General features: G+C 65.2%; 19 protein-coding genes. 13 read left to right on the forward strand and 6 right to left on the reverse strand.

The features are described 5' to 3' along the window. The first annotated feature begins 25 nt into the window (after positions 1–25). The gene (locus MY494_RS09545) at positions 26–760 is read left to right on the forward strand and encodes a hypothetical protein (RefSeq protein WP_247910016.1); all 735 of its coding nucleotides are present in this window, start codon (positions 26–28) and stop codon (positions 758–760) included. On the opposite strand, the gene MY494_RS09550 is transcribed toward MY494_RS09545, so the two are convergent. Both MY494_RS09550 and MY494_RS09555 read right to left on the reverse strand, forming a co-directional pair. After that, a complete protein-coding gene (locus MY494_RS09550) occupies positions 750–1619 on the reverse strand; it encodes an NAD(P)-dependent oxidoreductase (protein WP_247910017.1) in 870 nt (289 codons plus the stop codon). The genes MY494_RS09545 and MY494_RS09550 overlap by 11 nt on opposite strands. Next, positions 1609–2067 (reverse strand): EF-hand domain-containing protein, encoded by a 459-nt coding sequence (locus MY494_RS09555; protein WP_247910018.1) that lies wholly within the window; start codon positions 2065–2067, stop codon positions 1609–1611. The genes MY494_RS09550 and MY494_RS09555 overlap by 11 nt, the downstream gene beginning before the upstream one ends. A 132-nt stretch (positions 2068–2199) precedes the next feature. Here MY494_RS09555 and MY494_RS09560 point away from each other — a divergent pair, with 132 nt between their 5' ends. The 3 genes from MY494_RS09560 to MY494_RS09570 are packed head-to-tail and all read left to right on the forward strand — an operon-like array spanning position 2200 to position 4654. Next, the gene (locus MY494_RS09560) at positions 2200–2940 is read left to right on the forward strand and encodes a response regulator (RefSeq protein ID WP_247910019.1); all 741 of its coding nucleotides are present in this window, start codon (positions 2200–2202) and stop codon (positions 2938–2940) included. Continuing rightward, the gene (locus MY494_RS09565) at positions 2918–4198 is read left to right on the forward strand and encodes an ATP-binding protein (protein WP_247910020.1); all 1281 of its coding nucleotides are present in this window, start codon (positions 2918–2920) and stop codon (positions 4196–4198) included. Before MY494_RS09560 ends, MY494_RS09565 begins: the two co-directional genes overlap by 23 nt. A 45-nt stretch (positions 4199–4243) precedes the next feature. Next, the gene (locus tag MY494_RS09570) at positions 4244–4654 is read left to right on the forward strand and encodes a hypothetical protein (RefSeq protein ID WP_247910021.1); all 411 of its coding nucleotides are present in this window, start codon (positions 4244–4246) and stop codon (positions 4652–4654) included. Positions 4655–4708: 54 nt separating this feature from the next. Here MY494_RS09570 and pgk read toward each other — a convergent pair whose 3' ends face one another. Further along, on the reverse strand, positions 4709–5914 hold the full coding sequence (gene pgk, locus MY494_RS09575) for a phosphoglycerate kinase (protein ID WP_247910022.1): 1206 nt from the start codon (positions 5912–5914) through the stop codon (positions 4709–4711). A 134-nt stretch (positions 5915–6048) separates the two neighbouring features. Here pgk and MY494_RS09580 point away from each other — a divergent pair, with 134 nt between their 5' ends. The 3 genes from MY494_RS09580 to MY494_RS09590 are packed head-to-tail and all read left to right on the forward strand — an operon-like array spanning position 6049 to position 8293. Beyond that, positions 6049–6423: a universal stress protein gene (locus tag MY494_RS09580; RefSeq protein WP_247910023.1), complete on the forward strand. Its 375-nt coding sequence runs from the start codon at positions 6049–6051 to the stop codon at positions 6421–6423. After that, entirely contained in the window at positions 6399–7319 is a 921-nt protein-coding gene (ylqF, locus tag MY494_RS09585) for a ribosome biogenesis GTPase YlqF (protein WP_247910024.1), read from the forward strand. Before MY494_RS09580 ends, ylqF begins: the two co-directional genes overlap by 25 nt. Next, positions 7316–8293, forward strand: coding sequence for an RluA family pseudouridine synthase (locus tag MY494_RS09590; RefSeq protein WP_247910025.1), 978 nt, complete (start codon positions 7316–7318; stop codon positions 8291–8293). Before ylqF ends, MY494_RS09590 begins: the two co-directional genes overlap by 4 nt. Here the strand turns inward: MY494_RS09590 and MY494_RS09595 are convergent. Then, on the reverse strand, positions 8238–9860 hold the full coding sequence (locus MY494_RS09595) for an ABC transporter ATP-binding protein (RefSeq protein ID WP_247910026.1): 1623 nt from the start codon (positions 9858–9860) through the stop codon (positions 8238–8240). The genes MY494_RS09590 and MY494_RS09595 overlap by 56 nt on opposite strands. 110 nt (positions 9861–9970) lie before the next feature. On the opposite strand from MY494_RS09595, the gene MY494_RS09600 reads away from it, so the two are divergent. The 6 genes from MY494_RS09600 (at position 9971) to MY494_RS09625 (ending at position 17826) form a co-directional block, all read left to right on the forward strand. Then, positions 9971–12331, forward strand: a complete 2361-nt coding sequence (locus MY494_RS09600; protein ID WP_247910027.1) for a bifunctional (p)ppGpp synthetase/guanosine-3',5'-bis(diphosphate) 3'-pyrophosphohydrolase — start codon at positions 9971–9973, stop codon at positions 12329–12331. A gap of 107 nt (positions 12332–12438) precedes the next feature. Next, positions 12439–12624: a hypothetical protein gene (locus tag MY494_RS09605; protein ID WP_247910028.1), complete on the forward strand. Its 186-nt coding sequence runs from the start codon at positions 12439–12441 to the stop codon at positions 12622–12624. 25 nt (positions 12625–12649) lie between these two features. Next, positions 12650–13999 carry a tRNA uridine-5-carboxymethylaminomethyl(34) synthesis GTPase MnmE gene (gene mnmE, locus MY494_RS09610; RefSeq protein WP_247910029.1) on the forward strand — a complete coding sequence of 450 codons (1350 nt, stop codon included), beginning with the start codon at positions 12650–12652 and terminating at the stop codon, positions 13997–13999. A 52-nt stretch (positions 14000–14051) separates the two neighbouring features. Further along, positions 14052–14906 (forward strand): carboxylating nicotinate-nucleotide diphosphorylase, encoded by an 855-nt coding sequence (nadC, locus tag MY494_RS09615; protein ID WP_247910030.1) that lies wholly within the window; start codon positions 14052–14054, stop codon positions 14904–14906. 47 nt (positions 14907–14953) lie between these two features. After that, positions 14954–16738 (forward strand): arginine--tRNA ligase, encoded by a 1785-nt coding sequence (gene argS / locus MY494_RS09620; RefSeq protein ID WP_247910031.1) that lies wholly within the window; start codon positions 14954–14956, stop codon positions 16736–16738. After that, on the forward strand, positions 16738–17826 hold the full coding sequence (locus MY494_RS09625) for a histidinol-phosphate transaminase (RefSeq protein ID WP_247910032.1): 1089 nt from the start codon (positions 16738–16740) through the stop codon (positions 17824–17826). Before argS ends, MY494_RS09625 begins: the two co-directional genes overlap by 1 nt. On the opposite strand, the gene MY494_RS09630 is transcribed toward MY494_RS09625, so the two are convergent. Together MY494_RS09630 and MY494_RS09635 are read right to left on the reverse strand one after the other, a co-directional pair. Then, positions 17823–18533 carry an MBL fold metallo-hydrolase gene (locus MY494_RS09630; protein WP_247910033.1) on the reverse strand — a complete coding sequence of 237 codons (711 nt, stop codon included), beginning with the start codon at positions 18531–18533 and terminating at the stop codon, positions 17823–17825. The genes MY494_RS09625 and MY494_RS09630 overlap by 4 nt on opposite strands. Positions 18534–18558: 25 nt before the next feature. Beyond that, positions 18559–19155, reverse strand: coding sequence for an aminodeoxychorismate/anthranilate synthase component II (locus MY494_RS09635; RefSeq protein WP_247910034.1), 597 nt, complete (start codon positions 19153–19155; stop codon positions 18559–18561). Between the last annotated feature and the right edge of the window lies 1 nt (position 19156).

Genomic DNA, 19156 nt, shown 5'->3' on the forward strand with positions numbered 1-19156 from the left:
AAGGGCACCTCCTGGTTGAGCCCCCGTGCAGTTGCGCTCCCTCCTGACTGCCGCCATTGCTCTGACCGGGTTGGCCATGGGCTCTCCCCTGCGGGCGGCCCCGAGTCTTCAGGCGTTGCAGGAGGCCCTCAACAACGGCTCTTCTTCGGAGATCACCGCTTTGATGGAGGCCGGGAATGGCCTCGACCCCGAGCTGATCTTGCAGCGCCGCAACTTCCTGCGGGCCCAGTTCCCGGATGCCAGCTGGCAGGTGAGCCCTGGCGTGTCCCTGAAGGATGGACGGCCCACCACCCTCGTTACGGTCGCAGGAAGCCGCGACCAGGGACCCTACAAATTCCGCTTTGAAGCCACCCAGAAGTTGGTCCTGGGATCCAGTGGCGAGCGCTTCAACAGTCAGGACGTGATCGAGTCCAATTCGGTTCTGCGCAGCGGTGATCCCAATTTGAAGGTCAGCTTGCTGATCCCTGATGCCGTGTTGACCGGTCAGCGCTACGACCTCGACGTGATCTTTGACGACCCCCTCAACGGTGCGGTGGTGGCCGGTGCGATCAAGCCCGTCACCGTCAGTGAGTTGCTGCGTTTGCAGGCTCCCGACCTGCAGCTCGAAGCCCTCGGTGGTGGTGGCCTGTTCAAGACTGTTCAGGCTCCCTTCCAGCCCGGCAGTCAGACCTGGGCGGTGCTGTTGGTGCACCCCAAGGGCATCGTTGCGGCGTCCAAGCAGGTTCGGGTGGTGGCGAAGCGATCCGACCTCACGCTTTGAACCAGCGGGCCAGCACTGAGACATCCAGCTCGCCGCAGCCCTGATCGATCAGGGCGTCTTCGATGGCGGCCACCTGCTCGCAGATCGGAAGGCCCAACTGGGCCTCGGCCGCGGCGCTCAGGGCGATGCCGAGGTCCTTGCGGTGCAAGGCCAACTTGAACCCCAACGGATAGGAGTCATTGATCATCTGTTGGCTCCTGTTCTCCAGGGCCCAGGAGCCAGCGGCACCCCCTTTCAGCGCGTCCACCAGTGGCTCAGGGGGTAGGCCGAGGCGATCGGCGAGGGCCAGGGCTTCGGCCACGGCGGCATAGCTCCCGGCCACCAGCACCTGATTGACCGCTTTGGCCTGTTGCCCCGCTCCGACGGGGCCGAAATGGTGCAGGCTCCCGCCGATCACCTCCAGGAGCGGCCGGGCCCGCTCGAGTGAAGCCACGTCAGCTCCGATTAAGACCCGCAGGGTTCCCGCCCTGGCCCCTTCGGTGCCGCCGGTGACGGGGGCATCGACGTAGCTCACCCCATGGCTCTTCAGCTCCTGGGCCAGCCGTTGGCTGGTGCTGGGGCTGATGGTGGAGCAGTCGATCACCAGGGCGCCAGGCCGCAGGCCGGCTTTGGTGAGCTCCAGCACTTCGTCGACCGCTTGGTCATCACTCAGGCAGAGCAGCACCAGCGGCGAGGCTGCCGCCGCCTCAGCCGCCGTCCTCGCCCGTTGGGCGCCCGCCGCTGCAAGGGCATTGGCAGGTTCGGGACTGCGATTGAAGACGGTCACGCGCCAGCCGGCCTCCAGCAGGTTGCGGGCCATGGGGGCCCCCAGCGCCCCAAGGCCAATGCAGCTCACTGCGTCTGCCTGATCACTGGCCATGGGAGGGTTTCGAGAGGGTGTTGAGTTCGCGTCGATCCAGGCTGCCATCGCCGTTTCGGTCAATGGCATCGAAGTGTTTGCGAAGCCAGGGGTAGCCCTGGGCTTCTTGGCGATCGATCCGGCCGTCGCCGTTTTGATCGGCCTTGCGCAAGATCCGCTCGGAGCGTGGCGGCGGTTGATGGCGACTGGGTTTGAGATCGGAGGGGGCCAGGTATCCCCGCTGCTGTTGGTCCAGACGGTCGAAATGGCGCTCGAGATAGGGCTGCCCTTGGACCTCTTGGCGATCAAGGCGTCGGTTGCCGTCCCGATCCAGTTGCTCAAAGAGCTGTTGCAGGCGCCGTTCATAGACCTTGATTTCCTGCGGCGTCTGCGCCTGCAGGGCCAAGGGGCAGGCCAACAGCAGGCCGGCGCCAACGGCAAGGACGGAACGGGAGCGGTGGCGCCTCATGGCATCAGGCTATGGAGCCCTCCCTGCGGCGATCGGCCTGGCTGATCGGCAAGGTGTGACCAGATCTGTCTAGCGCGATTTCTGCAGCCCGATCTCCATACAGTCAGTGAAGTCGTTGCTCCGTGCAGTCCCATGGCCGTGCCTGCACGGAGCACTCACCAACGCATCTGGGTGGTGGATGACGACGCGGAGCAGAGGCGGTTGGTCGGCACCTACCTGAGCGACCAGGGCTACGACGTGCGCTGCCTCAGCAGCGGTGAGCAGTTGATGGCACGGCTCGAGAGTCAACGCCCCGATTTGGTCGTCCTCGACGTCATGCTTCCTGGGGATGACGGCCTGACGCTCTTGCGCCGGCTGCGCGACGGCGGCGATGACCTGCCCGTGGTGATGCTGACGGCCAAAGGGGATGGCATTGATCGGATCATTGGCCTGGAGCAGGGGGCCGACGACTATCTCGGTAAACCCTTCCTGCCTCGGGAGTTAACGGCGCGCATTGAGGCGGTCCTGCGGCGCCGGGTGGCCCTGCCGGCGGGGACCCCCTTGGCGGAGGGACAGCTGGTGGAGTTCGGCGAGAACCGGCTCGATTTGGCGAATCGCAGTTTGGAGCGCAACGCCCAACCGGTCGTGATCACCAGCGGTGAGTTCAGCTTGCTAGCGGCCTTCGTCCAGCACCCCCATCGCCCCCTCTCCCGCGAACGCCTGATCGAGTTGGCCCGCGGGCCTGAATCGGAGACCGACAGCCGCAGCATGGATGTGCAGGTCTCGCGGGTCCGCAAGTTGGTGGAGCCCGATCCCACGCGGCCCCGCTACCTCCAGACGGTCTGGGGTTACGGCTACGTCTTCGTGCCCGATGGCCAAGCACGCACCCGCTAAGTACGTCCTGACGGGGGCGGGCATCTCCGCTTTCTGTCTGGCGGTGTTGCAGTCCCTGCTGGCCCAGCGGTTGGAGCGCGCCCAGATCGCGCAGATGGGGCCGGAGGTGGCCTTCAACCTGAGACTTGGTGAACTGGCCCTCGATCGCCTGCCTCCCCAGGCCTTGGCCCGCCTGAGTGGATTGCCGTTGCGGGTGGGCCCATTCCCTCCCGTCAGCCGCGATGGTCGCTTGCAGCGACAAGCGCGGCTGTTGCAGCAGGAGTTGTGCCAGCGGGTCCGTCCCTGTCCGCCGGTCCTCCCTGCGCAGAGTGCGACGCCGGGGTTGTGGGTGGAGCTGCTCTCGCCCCTGGAGCCGGTCTGGCTGTTCACCCCCGTTGGCCCCACCCAGCGCTGGCCACCCGACCCTTTGCTGCTCGGGGTCTCGTTGTTGACGGGGAGCATTTCCGCGTCCTTTCTCTTCCTTTGGCGTGAGGTGCAAACGCCGCTGCAGCAGCTGGAGCAGGCGTTGGGGTCGGTGGGCCGCTCCGGTCTGCAGCCAGCCCTGCCCAAGCGGGGGGCTCGCGTGGTTCGCTCGCTCACGGGCCGCTTCAACGCCATGGTCGAGCGTTTGGCGACCAACGATCGCGAGCGGGCCACGATGCTCGCGGGCATTGCCCATGACCTCAAGAGTCCGTTGACCCGCCTGCGCTTGCGCCTGGATCGGCTGGAGGACAAGGAGAAAGCGGAAGCTGATTTGGATGCGCTTGAGCGCATCACCGGTCAGTTCCTGTTGTTTGCCGGAGGAGGGGATGCGGAGCCGCCGGTGCAGTTGCCCCTGGATCAGTGGTTAGCGGAGTTAACGGCCCCCTTAGAAGCCGAGCTGGTTCAGCTGGATCTCAGTCCGCTGGAGGCCAGCGTTCAGCCGGTGGCCTTGGGTCGAGCAGTGGGGAATTTGATCGAGAACGCGTTGAGCCATGGCCAGCCCCCATTGCGGTTGGTCTTGCGTCCAGACCCACCCGATGGCTTCTGCATTGAGGTCTGGGATCAAGGACCAGGCATCCCCGCCGAACAGTGGGCTCAAGCATTGATGCCCTTTCAACGGCTGGACCGTGCCCGGGGCGGTAGCGGCCACTGCGGCTTGGGTCTAGCGATTGCAGCCCGGGTGGCGGCCAGCCATGGCGGCGGCCTGAGCCGCTTGCAGTCGGAGCGGGGATTCGCGGTGGTCTTGCGGGCCCGTTCGCTTTTAGTCACAGCTGCCAGCCCTACCAGTCACACCTGAGCCACCGATCTCTCGCAGTCTGTGGGGGTCCAGAACACGGTCCCCATGACTTCTCTTCCCAATGTCTTGGCTCGCACGAGTCGAGCGGTTCAAATCGGTCTGGCCCTGAGCTTGGCGACGGCAGCTACGACAAGCTTGATTTCGGCCCCTGCGCAGGCCAAAGGTCGTCACGGTGGTTGGAGAACCTCCGCAGAGGCGCTTTCAAAACTCAGTCCTGCTGATCGTCGTGGCTATTTCGAGGGGTTGCGCTCTCTCGATCGCCGTCGGTTTGACCAGCGCCAAGAGGATCTCCGCGCTTTTGAAGCCTGCCTGGGCGATCAGCCGGAGAGCGAGTGTGTGGATTCGCTGCGCAGCGCGCGGGCGGATCAGCGCAAGCAGTGGCGTAAGGAGAGGCAGGCATTACTCAGCCGCTACAACCTGCCCGTTCGATCCAGCCAATATCGCCGCGCCTCTTAAGCATCAAAAAAGGGGCCCCTCGGGGCCCCCATCTGATGGATCGAAGCTTGCGAATCAGGCTTCGTCGAGGGCAGCCACGCCAGGGAGAACCTTGCCCTCGAGCAGCTCGAGGCTGGCGCCACCACCGGTGGAGATGTGGGACATCTTCTCGGCCAGGCCGGCCTTCTCCACAGCAGCCACGGAGTCACCGCCACCGATGATCGTGCAGCAGCCTTTCCCGCTCAGGTCGGCCAGGGTGGTGGCGATGGCGTTGGTGCCAGCGGCGAAGGCGTCGAATTCGAACACGCCCATGGGGCCGTTCCAGATGACGGTCTTGCAGTCAGCCAGAGCGTCCTGGAACACCTTCACGGAGTCGGGGCCGATGTCGAGGCCCATCCAGCCGTCGGGGATGGCATCAACCTTGGCGACCTGGCTGTTGGCGTCAGGGGCGAAGTTGTCGGCCAGCACCACATCGGTGGGCAGCAGGAACTGAACACCCTTGGCGGCAGCCTTGGCCTCGAGCTCCTTGGCCAGTTCGAGCTTGTCTTCTTCCACCAGGCTCTTGCCGACGGAGAGGCCGCGGGCTTTGTAGAAGGTGAAGATCATGCCGCCGCCGACCAGGATCTTGTCGCACTTGTCGAGCAGAGCCTCGAGCACGCCGATCTTGGAGCTCACCTTGGAGCCGCCGACGATGGCGGCCAGGGGACGCTTGGGCTCGTCAATGGCGCCCTGGAGGTACTGGAGCTCCTTCTCCATCAGGTAGCCGGCCACGCTGGGGCTCAGGTACTGGGTCACGCCCTCGGTGGAGGCGTGGGCACGGTGAGCGGCGCCGAAGGCGTCGTTCACGTACACATCGGCCAGGCTGGCCAGCTTCTTGGCGAAGTCGCCTTCGTTCTTCTCTTCCTCAGCGAAGAAGCGGACGTTCTCCAGCAGCACGACGTCGCCGTCGGCCATGGCGGCCACCTTGGCTTCGGCGTCAGCGCCGATGCAGCTGTCGGTCTTCACCACGTCCTTACCCAGCAGCTCGGCTAGACGAGCTGCCACGGGGGTGAGGCGCATGGACTCGTTCACCTGACCCTTGGGACGGCCGAAGTGAGCTGAGAGGATCACCTTTGCGCCCTTGCCGACCAGATCATTGATCGTGGGAAGGGCAGCGCGGATGCGGGTGTCATCGGTGATGGAGCCGGCATCGTTCAGAGGCACGTTGAAGTCGACCCGAACCAGCACGCGCTTGCCGCGCAGCTCGTCAGCGGAAAGGCTGGCTAGGGAGCGCTTCGCCATGGGTGAGATGGGGAGTGGAGGTCGCGCGAATTTAGCGGGCCAGTCAAGGACTTCCTTGTTTTCGCAGCCTCTCGGGTGATTGCTGGCTCTCTGGGCTGTGGGCGCTAGACAGAGAGAGCACCGGCCAGCCGGCCATGTTTGAGATCGTTCTCTTTCCCATCGACCGCAGCCGACAGGCTGCTGAGACCGCCTCCTTCGCCCTGAAGTTGGCCCAGCAGCACGAGAGCCGTTTGGTGGTGCTTTCGGTGGTGGAGCCCGGTCAAGACGATCCCGCCGTGGCGGCATTGCTTGAGCAGGCCCGCGGTCGCTTTGAAGAGCAGGGTGTGAGTTGTGAGGTGCTCGAGCGTGAGGGAAAGCCGGCCTTTGTGATCTGCGATGTGGCCGATGAGATCAATGCCGACGTCATCGTGATGGGGACCCGCGGCCTGAGCCTCGAAGCGGAGGACGCCCCGAGCACGGCCTCTCGTGTGATTCAGTTGGCCCCATGCCCCGTGATGGTGGTGCCGTGAGTGAGCTGCTGAGTAGCGCAGCCCCGTCGATCCAGTGGTACCCAGGCCACATCGCCAAAGCTGAGCGCGCGCTCACCGACAACCTGGCCAAGGTGGATTTGGTGATTGAGGTGCGTGACGCCCGCATCCCGACGGCCACCGGCCACCCTCGCCTGCAGCGTTGGATTCAAGGCAAGCAGCATCTGCTGGTGCTGAACCGTCGCGACATGATCCCGTCGGCGGCCCGGGAGGCTTGGGATGCCTGGTTCCGCAGCCAGGGTCAGACCCCTTGGTGGAGCGACGCCAAGGCCGGGACGGGGGTCAAGCAGCTGCAGCAGGCGGCGATTCGGGCGGGTGATTCCCTCAATGAGCGGCGCCGCAATCGGGGCATGCGCCCCCGGCCCGTGCGGGCGTTGATGTTGGGCTTCCCCAACGTCGGCAAGTCCGCCTTGATCAACCGGTTGGTCCGGCAAAAGGTCGTGGATAGCGCCCGCCGCGCCGGTGTGACCCGCAGCCTGCGCTGGGTGCGCCTTGGCCAAGATCTGGACCTGCTGGACGCGCCAGGGGTGTTGCCCCCTCGGCTGGATGACCAGCTCGCCGCCCTGCGCCTGGCGCTCTGCGACGACATCGGCCAGGCGGCCTATGACGGTGAGGCCGCTGCCATGGCCTTTGTCCACATGCTCGCGGCCTTGGAAGCAGCGGAGCAGTCCGGGGTGAAGCCCGGACTTTTGGAGAGGCGCTACGGCATCCCTGTGGAACCGCTTTCGGGGGATGGTGTGCCCAAGCCGGATGTCCATGGCTGGTTGACGGGGGCGGCTGAGCGGCACACCAGTGGCGATACCTCCCGGATGGCCCAGCGGTTCCTCGATGACTTCCGCAGAGGCATGCTCGGACCGATTGCCTTGGAGTTGCCGTGAGTGGTTTTGGGGAAGGTGCAGGGGAGCTGCTGACGCTCACCTACCCCAAACCTCTGCCGATGCGACTGGATCGCTGGCTGGTGGCCCAGCGCCCGGAGCAGAGCCGGGCCCGGATTCAGAAGTTCATCGATGCCGGCTACGTCCGTGTGAATGGGGTGACCGGACGGGCCAAAACCCCTCTACGTGAGAACGACACGGTGGAGCTCTGGATGCCACCGCCGGAGCCGCTTCCCTATTTGATTCCCCAGGACATTCCGTTGGATGTCCTTTACGAGGATGAGCACTTGATCGTGCTCAACAAGCCTGCAGGTCTCACCGTCCACCCGGCACCCGGCAATAAAGATGGAACCCTGGTGAATGGCCTGCTGCATCACTGCCCCGATCTGCCGGGCATTGGCGGCGAGATGCGTCCGGGGATCGTTCACCGCCTTGACAAGGACACCACGGGCTGCATCGTCGTGGCCAAAAGCCAGGAGGCCTTGGTGAAGCTCCAGGTGCAGATCCAGAAGCGCGTTGCTTCCCGGGAGTATCTGGCGGTGGTCCACGGTGCACCGGCCGGGGACCACGGAACGATCGTTGGTGCCATCGGTCGCCATCCCGCGGATCGCAAGAAGTACGCCGTGGTTCATGACGGCTCAGGGCGCCATGCCTGCACCCACTGGACCTTGCTTGAGCGGTTGGGCGACTACGCCCTGATGCGTTTCAAGCTCGACACCGGTCGCACGCACCAGATCCGGGTTCACTGCGCCCACATTGGGCATCCCATCGTTGGTGATCCCGTTTATTCCCGCTGCCGCAAGTTGCCGATGGCGCTGCCGGGCCAGGCGCTCCATGCCTTCCAGCTTGGTCTTGACCATCCGATTCGCAAGGACCGGATGCTGTTTGAAGCCCCCCCGCCGGAGGTGATGGAGAAGCTGCTCAAGCTGCTGAGGCGGCGGGCAGGCGTGGACATGCTTCCACCAGCGTCCGTGTGATGGCGGCCTGGGGCTGGCTGAGCAACTGATCGCCTGGGCCCTCTTCGACGATCTTCCCGCCGTCGAGCACCACGACCCGCTGACAGAAGCCACTGGCCACCGAGAGGTCGTGGGTGACAAAGATCAGCCCCAGACCGAGGCGGTCCTGGAGGGAGCGCAGCAGTTGCAGCACCTCCGCCTGCACCTCGGCATCGAGCATGCTCACACTCTCGTCGCAGAGGAGCACCTGCGGTTCGAGCACGAGGGCCCGCGCGATGGCGACCCGCTGCTGCTGACCGCCGGAGAGCTGGCGGGGCAGTCGTCCTTCAAAGGCCTCAGGCGGCTGCAGACCTACAGCCTCTAGCCATTGCCGGGCCTGCTCGCGGGCGGCGGCCGGGCTGGCGAGCCCATGGATCAAGAGCGGATCGGCGATGGCCTCCCCCACGGTCATCGCTGGGTTCAAGCAGGCGAGCGGGTCCTGAAAGACCATCTGGATCCTGCGGCGGGCCTGGCGTAGGGCCTCGCCCCTCAGGCGCATCAGGTCGACCCCCTTCAGCTTGACGCTGCCGCCCCGCACCGGAGTGAGCCCCATCAGGGCTCGGCAGAGCGTGCTCTTCCCGCAACCGGAGGCGCCGACCACGCCAACGGTTTCCCCATGGCGGAGCTGCAGGCTGACGCCATCGACGGCTCTGTACCAACGGGACTGCCAGGGCAATCCCGCCAGGGGATGCCAGCAGCGCAGTTCCTCCAGTTCGAGCAGGGGGGCGGCATTGGAGGGGGCGGGTGTCACACCGCCTTCCCTGGCCCGGGCCGCTCCCACGAGCCGTTGGGCAAGGGGGGACTGGGGTTGGGTGAGCAAGGTGGTCGCTGGGGCCTGCTCCACCAGTCGGCCCTGGTCCAGCACGGCGATTTGATCGCACCAGCGTCCGGCCATGGCTAGGTCATGGCTGATGAGCAGCAGGGCACTGCCGGCTTCCCTGCAGAGATCGCAGAGCTCTTGCATGACCTGACCCGCCACGGCCACATCCAGGCTGGTGGTGGGTTCATCGGCAATCACCAAGGCGGGCCGCAGGGCCATGGCCAGGGCAATAGCAAGGCGTTGCCGCATCCCCCCGCTGAATTCGTGGGGATAACTGCTGTAGCGCTCCTGGGAAATACCGACTCGCTGGAGCAGCGACTGGGCCCGCTCCCGGATTTGGGCCTGCTGCCAGGCCGGATGGTGTTCGCCCAGGGTGTCGGCGAGGTGCTCGCCAATGGTCATGAGGGGGTTCAGCCGGGTCATCGGGTCTTGGAAGACCAGACCCACGGCCTCGCCCCGCAGCCGCCGGAGTTTCGAGCGTCGCAGGCCCCTTGGATCGCAGCCGTTCAGCAGCAGGCCGCCTTGGCAGCGACTGCCTTGGGGCAGCAGTTGCAGCACAGCCCTGGCCACCGTGCTTTTGCCGCAACCACTGGGACCCACCAGGGCGAGGCGTTCACCAGCGTTGAGCTCGAGGCTGAGGCCATTCAGGGTGTTGCTGGAGCTCCCCGGGTAGCGCACCCGCAGGGCTTGCAACTCCAGGACCGCACCGGGATGGGCTGGGGCGGCCATGGTGAAGGAACAGCACTGAACCCAGGCTGGCAGGTGTGGCAAGGGCAAACCCACACCTGTGGTCGGTTTGTGAGGGCCACTGCATACGATGGGGCAAATCGCAGAGCGCAATGCTCCAGGCGGTGCCCGGCACGGCAGAACGACCCGCCTCTGATGGGGCAGCGGCTTCTGCTGAATGCCAAGGCCCTGGAGCGGCCCTCGGACGGCGGAGCATCCAGAGTCCCGCGGATTACGGCATCGAGTTGCCGGCGTGGCTGCACACCTGCATCGAGCATGTGCCCCCTGGCGCCGGGGAAAGTTGCCCGACGGACACCGAGGCGCTGCTGGCCTCAGCATTCGATTTCGCGTTTCAGCTCCATGACGGTCAGGTGCGGGCCAGCGGCGAGCCCTACATCTGCCATCCCGTGGCGGTTGCTGATTTGCTTCGCGACATTGGCGCGAGTGCGGGGGTAATTGCTGCCGGGTTCCTCCACGACGTGGTGGAGGACACCGAGGTCACTCCGGAGGAGATCGAGCAGCACTTTGGCCCTGAGGTCCGGGGCTTGGTGGAGGGGGTCACCAAGTTGGGGGGCTTTCACTTCACCAACAAGACCGAAGCCCAGGCCGAAAACCTGCGCCGCATGTTCTTGGCCATGGCCAGTGACATCCGCGTCGTGCTGGTGAAGCTGGCCGATCGCCTGCACAACATGCGCACCCTGGGTGCGCTCAAGCCCGAGAAGCAGCAGCGCATTGCTCGGGAAACCCGCGAGATTTACGGCCCCTTGGCGAACCGCCTGGGTATCGGTCGCTTCAAGTGGGAGTTGGAGGACCTGGCCTTCAAGATCCTTGAGCCTGAGGCCTTCCGCGATGTGCAGCAGCAGGTCTCGAGCAAGCGCAGCGACCGCGAACAGCGCCTGGGCGTCACCGCCGAGATCCTCAGTGGAAAGTTGGCTTCCGTCGGCTTGGGTGAATGCGAGGTCAGTGGACGGCCCAAGCACCTCTACGGCATCTGGAACAAGATGCAGCGCCAGCGCAAGGCCTTCCACGAGATCTACGACGTGGCAGCGCTGCGGATCATCTGTCCCAACGTGGAGAGTTGTTATCGCGCCCTAGCGGTGGTGCATGACACCTTCAGGCCGATCCCTGGGCGCTTCAAGGACTACATCGGTCTGCCCAAGCCCAATGGCTACCAGTCCCTGCACACGGCGGTGATCGGTCGCCATCGCCCGATTGAAGTGCAGATCCGCACGGCTGAGATGCACCGGGTCGCGGAGTTTGGTATCGCCGCCCACTGGAAATACAAAGAGGGGGGGTCCCCCGCCGCCACCGGAGCCGATGCAGAGCGCTTCAACTGGCTACGGCAACTGGTGGATTGGCAAAAAGATGGTGTCGGCGAGGACAGCGGTGACTTCCTGCGCTCGATCAAAGAGGACCTCTTTGATGAAGAGGTGTTTGTCTTCACCCCCGGAGGGGATGTGGTGGGCCTACGCAATGGTTCAACCGCAGTGGACTTCGCCTATCGGATTCACTCCGAGGTGGGCAACCACTGCCAGGGCGCCCGTATCAATGATCGCCTCTGTCCCTTGGCAACCCCGCTGCAAAACGGCGACTTCGTTCAGATCCTGACCTCGAAGACGGCGCACCCCAGCCTGGACTGGCTCAACTTCGTGGCGACGCCAACGGCGCGCAATCGCATTCGTCAGTGGTACAAGAAGAGCCATCGCGAGGAGAACATCCAGCGCGGCACCGGCATGCTCGAGCGGGAGCTGGGCCGTGATGGCTTCGACGCTCTCCTCAAAGGTGAGGCGATGGCGAAGGTCGCTCGCCGTTGCAACCTGGTTGGCACCGAAGACCTGCTCGCGGCCATCGGTTTCGGGGGCGTCACGCTCCATCAGGTTCTCAACCGTCTGCGGGAGGAGCTGCGCCTGGCCACCGAGGCCGAGGCCCCGTCCATCACGGATGAAGAGCTGGCTAGCAACCTCTCCCAGCAAGGAGAACAGGCCTCAGGTCCGGCAACCCCCCTCACGGGCCATGGCGATGCCAGCCCGATCCTGGGCCTCGAGGGTCTCGAATACCGCTTGGGCGGATGTTGCAGTGCACTCCCCGGAGAGGCGATTGTCGGCACGGTCGCCCTGGGTAATCACGGCATCACCATTCACCGGCAGGACTGTTCCAACCTCGGTTCGGTGCCAGCGGAGCGCCGCCTGCCGGTGCAGTGGAATCCCCAGGTCAGTCACTCTCAGCGTCGCCGCTATCCGGTGCAGCTGCGCATTGAGGTGTTGGACCGGGTAGGCGTCCTTAAAGACATCCTCACCCGCCTCTCTGATCACCGCATCAACGTCAGTGATGCACGGGTGCGCACGAACCCTGGCCGTCCAGCGCGCATCGACTTGAAGGTCGAGTTGGAGAGCGCCGATCAGCTGAGCTCCACCATGGACCAGATCCGATCCATGGCGGATGTGCTCGACATTGCCCGCACGGGCATCGGTTGAGGCTTGCTGCGTTTGGGTCTGCACACCAACCCCCTGGCTGGTCAGCTGGGCTACAGCTTCTGCTGAAGAGGTTCTGTAGCAAGAGGCCAACGGATCAACCGGTTGCCATGACCTCTGAACAGGCGGCGCAGCTCATCGATGACGCACTGGATCTGGTGCAGGAGCGCCTCGAGACCCTCGATAAGCGCCAGCCGCTCGCCCATCAAGCCCTGATGGAGGAGTTCCGCGAGTGGCGCCATCCCCCCGGGAGCCACATTGACTTGATGGTCTGCCCGGGCTTCTCCACGAGCTGAGGCAGCGAAACGAGACACTGGAGGCATGCCCTCCGAAACGATCGCCGCCGTCGCCACCGCCGTCGCCGCTGGCGAGGGCAGCGTCTCGATCGTCCGGATCTCTGGGCCTGAGGCTGAGGTCATTGGGCAGCGCTTGTTTGAGGCTCCCGGCAAGCAGGTCTGGGACAGCCACCGCGTGCTCTATGGCCATGTGCGCGATCCCGGCAGCGGCGAGCGGGTTGATGAAGCCTTGCTGCTGTTGATGCGGGCTCCCCGCAGCTTCACCCGCGAAACCGTCGTCGAGCTGCATTGTCACGGGGGTCTGATCTCTGTGCAGCGCGTGCTGGAGCTGGTGCTGGCCGCGGGTGCACGGCGCGCCTTGCCCGGTGAATTCAGCCAAAGGGCCTTCCTGAATGGCCGGCTGGATCTCACCCGCGCTGAAGCGATCAGCGAGTTGGTCACGGCCCGCAGCCGGCGGGCGGCCCAATTGGCAATGGCTGGCCTCGATGGTGGCTTGGAACGCCGGATTAGTGCGTTGCGGCTGCGCCTGCTGGATCAGCTGGCGGAGTTAGAGGCCCGGGTGGATTTTGAAGACGACCTGCCGCCCTTGGATGGCCAGGCGGTGGCATCGGAATTGCAGGCAGTCCGCGCTGAGTTGTTGGAACTGGTTGCCGACGGCGAGCGCGGCCAGATCCTGCGGGAGGGGCTCAAGGTGGCGATCGTGGGCCGCCCCAACGTCGGCAAGAGCAGCCTGCTCAATTTGCTCAGCCGCTGCGATCGCGCCATCGTGACCGACTTGCCCGGCACCACCCGCGACCTAGTGGAGAGTGAGCTGGTATTGAAGGGAGTTCCGCTCACCCTGCTGGATACCGCTGGGATTCGCGACACCGACGATCGCGTTGAGCAGATCGGCATCGAACGCAGCCGTGGCGCGGTGCAGGCTGCGGACGTGGTGCTGCTGTTGTTTGACCTGGTTCAGGGTTGGTTGGCGGAGGACCAGGCTCTGCTGGATTCACTGCCTCCCGGTATCCCCCATTTGGTGGTGGCCAACAAGGCGGATCAGCCGGCGGCTGGACCTCCCGCCGATGCCGATGTCTGCATCAGTGCCCTGACCGGTGCCGGTCATGAGGCCCTCGTCGATCGCTTGCTGCAGCGTTGCGGCCATGGCGGTGAGCAGGGGCTGCGGGTGGCCCTGAATCAGCGGCAGCTGGATCTGGCTTTGTCAGCAGCGGCGAGCTTGCAGCGCACCCTGGAAGCCGGTGAGCAGCAGTTGCCCTGGGACTTCTGGACGATTGACTTGCGGGGTGCCGTGCGCTCGCTTGGGGAAATCACCGGAGCGGAGGTCACCGAGGCGGTCCTGGATCGGATCTTCTCGCGCTTCTGCATTGGCAAATAGGGCTCAGGGTTCCGGCAAGCTGCCCCTGGGTCCTTCATCACGCTGAGTTCAGATGAGCGCCGCCTCGCTTCCCCTGACGCCAGCCCTTCAGCAGCAGCTGCGCGATTGGCTGCAAGAGGACATCGGCCGCGGCGACCTCAGCGCCCCTGCTTTGGCCTCCGGTCGCTGCCGGGCCCACTGGATCAGCAAGGCCGATGGCGTGTTCTGCGGCGGTCCATTGCTGGAGTTTGTGTTTCGCGAGCTCGATTCGACCGCCAGCGTGGAGCGGTTGGTGGCGGACGGGGATGCGGTCAGCCCGGGGCAACGCCTGGTGAACCTGGAGGCCGAGGCGCCGGCCTTGGTGGCGGCCGAGCGCACGGCCCTGAACCTGGCGATGCGCCTCTCGGGGATTGCCACGGAGACGGCCCGCCTGGTGGCCGAACTGGAGGGCAGCGGGGTCCGCTTGGCGGACACCCGCAAGACCACCCCGGGGCTGCGCGTGCTGGAGAAGTACGCCGTGCGCTGCGGCGGTGGCGTGAACCATCGCCTCGGCCTGGACGATGCGGCGATGCTCAAGGAAAACCATCTGGCCTGGGCCGGTGGGGTGGCCGCGGCAATCACCGCTGTTCGCGTTGGAGCCCCCTGGCCGGCTCGCGTGATCGTGGAAGCGGAGACCGCGGCTGAGGCCCAGGCGGCGATTGAGGCGGGAGCCGATGGGGTGTTGCTCGATGAGTTCAGCCCAGAGGCCCTGCGGGAGCTTGTCCCCCAGTTGCGGGCCCTAAGCCCACGGCCGGTGGTGCTCGAGGCCTCCGGCGTCCAGCCGGATCAGCTGCGTGCTTATGGGGCTACGGGGATTGATCTGATTTCCACCAGCGCACCGGTGACCCGCAGCAGCTGGCTGGACCTGAGCATGCGCTTCTCCAGCTGAGCCATTCCCGCGGAGAGGGATGATCTGAAGATCTCCTCCGCATCTCCATGCTTCGCATCGCCCAATCCCTGGAGAACCAGCTGCGGGATGCGATGCAACGGGCGTTTCCCGAGGCGGCAGCGGCGGGGCAGGCCTTTGATCCCCAACTGGCGCCGGCCAGTAAGCCCGAATTTGGGGATTTCCAGGCCAATGGCGCTTTGCCCCTAGCCAAGCCCTTGGGCCAGCCACCCCGCAAGATCGCCGAGGCGGTGGTGGAGCAACTCAAGGCGGACGCGGGCTTTATGGACCTCTGCCAGGAGCCGCAGATTGCGGGACCTGGTTTCATCAACATCACCCTGCAACCCGAGCGTTTGGCGGCGGAGGTGCAGCAGCGCTTGGGGGATGCCCGCCTGGGAGTTCCCGCCGTGGAGCAGGCCTCGCCGGTGGTGGTGGACTTCTCCAGCCCCAACATCGCCAAGGAGATGCACGTGGGGCACCTGCGCTCCACGATCATTGGCGACTCCCTGGCCCGTGTCCTGGAGTTCCGCGGACATCCGGTCCTGCGGCTGAACCACGTGGGGGATTGGGGCACCCAGTTCGGGATGCTGATCACCCACCTCAAGCAGGTGGCGCCAGAAGCGCTGGAAACCGCGGATGCGGTGGATCTGGGGGACCTGGTGGCCTTCTACCGCGAGGCCAAAAAACGCTTCGATGAGGACGAGGCGTTCCAGACCACCTCTCGGGAGGAGGTGGTGAAGCTCCAGGGCGGCGATCCGGTCTCCCTGAAGGCCTGGGGTCTGCTCTGTGACCAGAGCCGCCGCGAGTTCCAAAAGATCTACGACCGCCTCGACATTCGCCTGAGCGAACGGGGGGAATCCTTCTACAACCCCTATCTGGAAGGGGTCGTCCGCGACCTGGAGGCCACCGGCCTGTTGGTGGTGGATGACGGCGCCCGCTGCGTCTTCCTTGAGGGGGTGAGCGGTAAGGACGGCAAGCCCTTGCCGGTGATCGTCCAGAAGAGTGACGGCGGCTTCAACTACGCCACCACGGACCTGGCGGCCATCCGTTACCGCTTTGGTTCAGTCCCGGAGGGTGATGGCGCCCGCCGGGTTGTGTACGTGACCGATGCTGGCCAGGCGAATCACTTCGCTGGGGTGTTCCAGGTGGCCCGCCGGGCCGGTTGGCTGCCAGAGGGTGCTCGCCTGGAGCACGTGCCGTTTGGACTGGTGCAAGGGGAAGACGGCAAGAAACTGAAAACCCGAGCCGGGGACACGGTGCGCCTGCGGGATCTTCTGGATGAGGCCGTTGAGCGCTCCGATGCGGACTTGCGTCGCCGCCTGGAGGAGGAGGGCCGCAGCGAGGACGAGGCCTTCATTGAGCATGTGGCCACCACGGTTGGTCTGGCGGCGGTGAAGTACGCCGACCTCAGCCAGAACCGGATCACCAACTACCAGTTCAGCTTTGATCGAATGCTGGCCCTGCAGGGCAACACGGCTCCCTACTTGCTCTATGCCGTGGTCCGCATTGCCGGCATCGCCCGCAAGGGCGGTGACCTCGATGCCTCAGCCAGCGGGGCGCTTCAGTTCAGTGAGCCCCAGGAATGGGCCCTGGTGCGGGAGCTGCTGAAGTTCGATGCGGTGATCGCCGAGGTGGAGGAGGAGTTGCTGCCCAATCGTCTCTGCACCTATCTGTTTGAGCTCTCCCAGGTGTTCAACCGCTTCTACGACCAGGTGCCGGTGTTGAAATCCGAGGGGATAGCCCGTCAGTCCCGTTTGGCCCTTTGCCGTCTCACCGCGGACACCCTCAAACTGGGACTGGGTCTGTTGGGCATCCCAACGCTGGATCGGATGTGATGGAGCAAGCGTGGCCACCGGCTCGCCCTGAAGTGGAGAGCCTCCATGCCTATAGCGCTCCCCTGGAGGGACGCCGGACGTTGCTGCGGCTCGACTTCAACGAGAACACGGTTGGCCCAAGCCCCCGCGTTGTCGAAGCGTTGCGGACCATTCCCGCTGACCAGATCGGCATCTACCCCGAGTACGACGGCCTGCGGGAAGCGGTGGTGGCCAACCTGGGACTGCCGCTCCAGCCGGAGCAGGTCGGCCTGTTCAACGGTGTCGATGCGGCGATCCACGCCGTCTTTCACGCCTACGGCGACCGCGGGGAGACATTGCTCACCACCTCGCCAACCTTTGGCTACTACACACCCTGTGCCCAGATGCAGGGGATGGTGATCGAGGCCGTCCCCTATGTGGGTGAGGTCTTTGACTTCCCGCTGGAGACGATTCGCGAGCGCCTGCAGGCCTTGAAGCCCCGCCTGCTCCTGATCTGCAATCCCAACAACCCCACTGGGACCCGTCTGGCTCCGGACGTGATTCTTCAGCTCGCGGCCGAAGCGCCGTCCACGCTGGTGGTGGTGGATGAGCTCTACGAAGCCTTCACCGGCGACAGCGTTCTTCCCAGTGCCGACTTCGCGGCCACACCGAATCTGCTGGTCCTGCGTTCGCTGGCTAAAACCGCAGGCCTGGCGGGGTTGCGCATCGGCTTTGCCTTGGGCCACGCCGCCGTCGTGGATCGTGTCAGCCGGGTCACGGGGCCCTACGACATCAACAGTTTTGCGGTGACCGCAGCCTTCGCGGCCCTGAAGGATCAGGCCTACGTGGATGCCTATGTCCAGGAGGTCCTGCAGGCCAGAACCTGGATGGCCCAGCAGCTCCGGGCCGCAGGAGTTCGCCATCACATCGATGGCGGGAACTACCTGCTGGTGTGGCCCAAGGGTGATCCGGCGCGGATCGATCAGGGACTGCGTCAGGCCGGAATTTTGGTGCGGGCGATGACCGGCAAGCCGTTGATTGATGGCTCGCTGCGGGTCAGCCTGGGCACCACGGCGCAGATGCAGCAGTTCTGGGCGGCCTACGCCGCCCTGGAGGGACTCGCGTCTTAGCGCATCACATCGATTTGGGTGCCCTCGCCGAGCTTGCCCGGCAGGCTCAACACCCGGCCGACCCGTTTGACGCTGGTGCCCTTCATGGCCTCCAGGAAAGGTTCAACGCTGCTTTGATCGCAGTTCGCCGGCGTCTTGCCGCTGACGTACTGCACCGGAATCACCCGTTTGGGCGCCAGCTCGCGCACCACTGCTGCAGCTTCCGCGCCGTCATAGACCTTGGCCCCGCCGCCGACACCGACGATCAGCACGTCGGGCTTGCCCAGCAGCACACGGTCCTCAGGACTCAGCTGGGCGGCGGTGCCGCCCAGGTGGGCAAAGCTCAGGCCCCCTTGGCTCCAGCGCCAAAGGGTGGATTGACCAAAGCGACGCCCACCAAAGCGGTCGTGGGGTGCTGAGATGCCTTCGATCTTGAGGCCGGCCAGGCGGTAGGAACCGGGTTGGCTTAGAAACTTGCCGCTCGCCACCGGGGCCCCTTCATCCAGCAACAGGCTGCTGGCCAGGATCACGTTGGCGTTGACCCGTGGTTCCGCCAGTCCCGCAGCACAGGCCACGGCCTTGAACGGGTTGATCAGCACCTTTGCTCCCCCTCCTTGGATTAGCAGGGCGCTGTGTCCGTAGCTGGTGATCGTCACACCGGTGCTGGCACTAGCCGCCAAAGGAAGAGCAACGGCTGCGGCAGCCAGGGTGCGGATCGGCAGGGCCATGGAGCAGCTGGAGTTGGGCCGAACGTTAGCCGGCTGTCGCTTGGGCCAGGAAATTCCCCAGCAGCTGATGACCGCTCTGGGTGAGCACGCTTTCCGGGTGGAACTGAACCCCTTGCAGATGTGGGTGATCCCGGTGGCGTAGGCCCATGATCGTTCCGTCCTCGAGCCAAGCCGTGATCTCCAGGCAGTCCGGCAGCGATTCCCGTTCGGCAATCAGGCTGTGATAACGGGTAGCCGTCAGGGGGTTGGGTAGGCCTGCGAAGACCCCGGCTCCCTCGTGCAGCACTGGGGAGGTCTTGCCATGCATCAGCTCCTTGGCCCGGATCACCCTGCCGCCGTACACCTGGGCGATGGATTGGTGGCCCAGGCAGACCCCCAAGGTGGGGACCGTTGGGCTCAGTTCCCGCAGGACCTCGAGGCAGACGCCGGATTGATCTGGATCGCCAGGGCCCGGTGAAATCAAGATGGCGTCAGGCTTCAGTGCGCGGATCTCCTCCAAGTTGAGGGCGTCGTTGCGCTCGACCCGCAGGTCTTCGGTGATCGGATGGTCGGCCGCCAGTTCACCCAGGTACTGCACCAGGTTGAAGGTGAAGCTGTCGTAGTTGTCGAGAACGAGAAGCATC

Origin of the sequence: Synechococcus sp. A10-1-5-1 (assembly GCF_023115425.1) — a bacterium.
GTDB lineage: Bacteria > Cyanobacteriota > Cyanobacteriia > PCC-6307 > Cyanobiaceae > Vulcanococcus.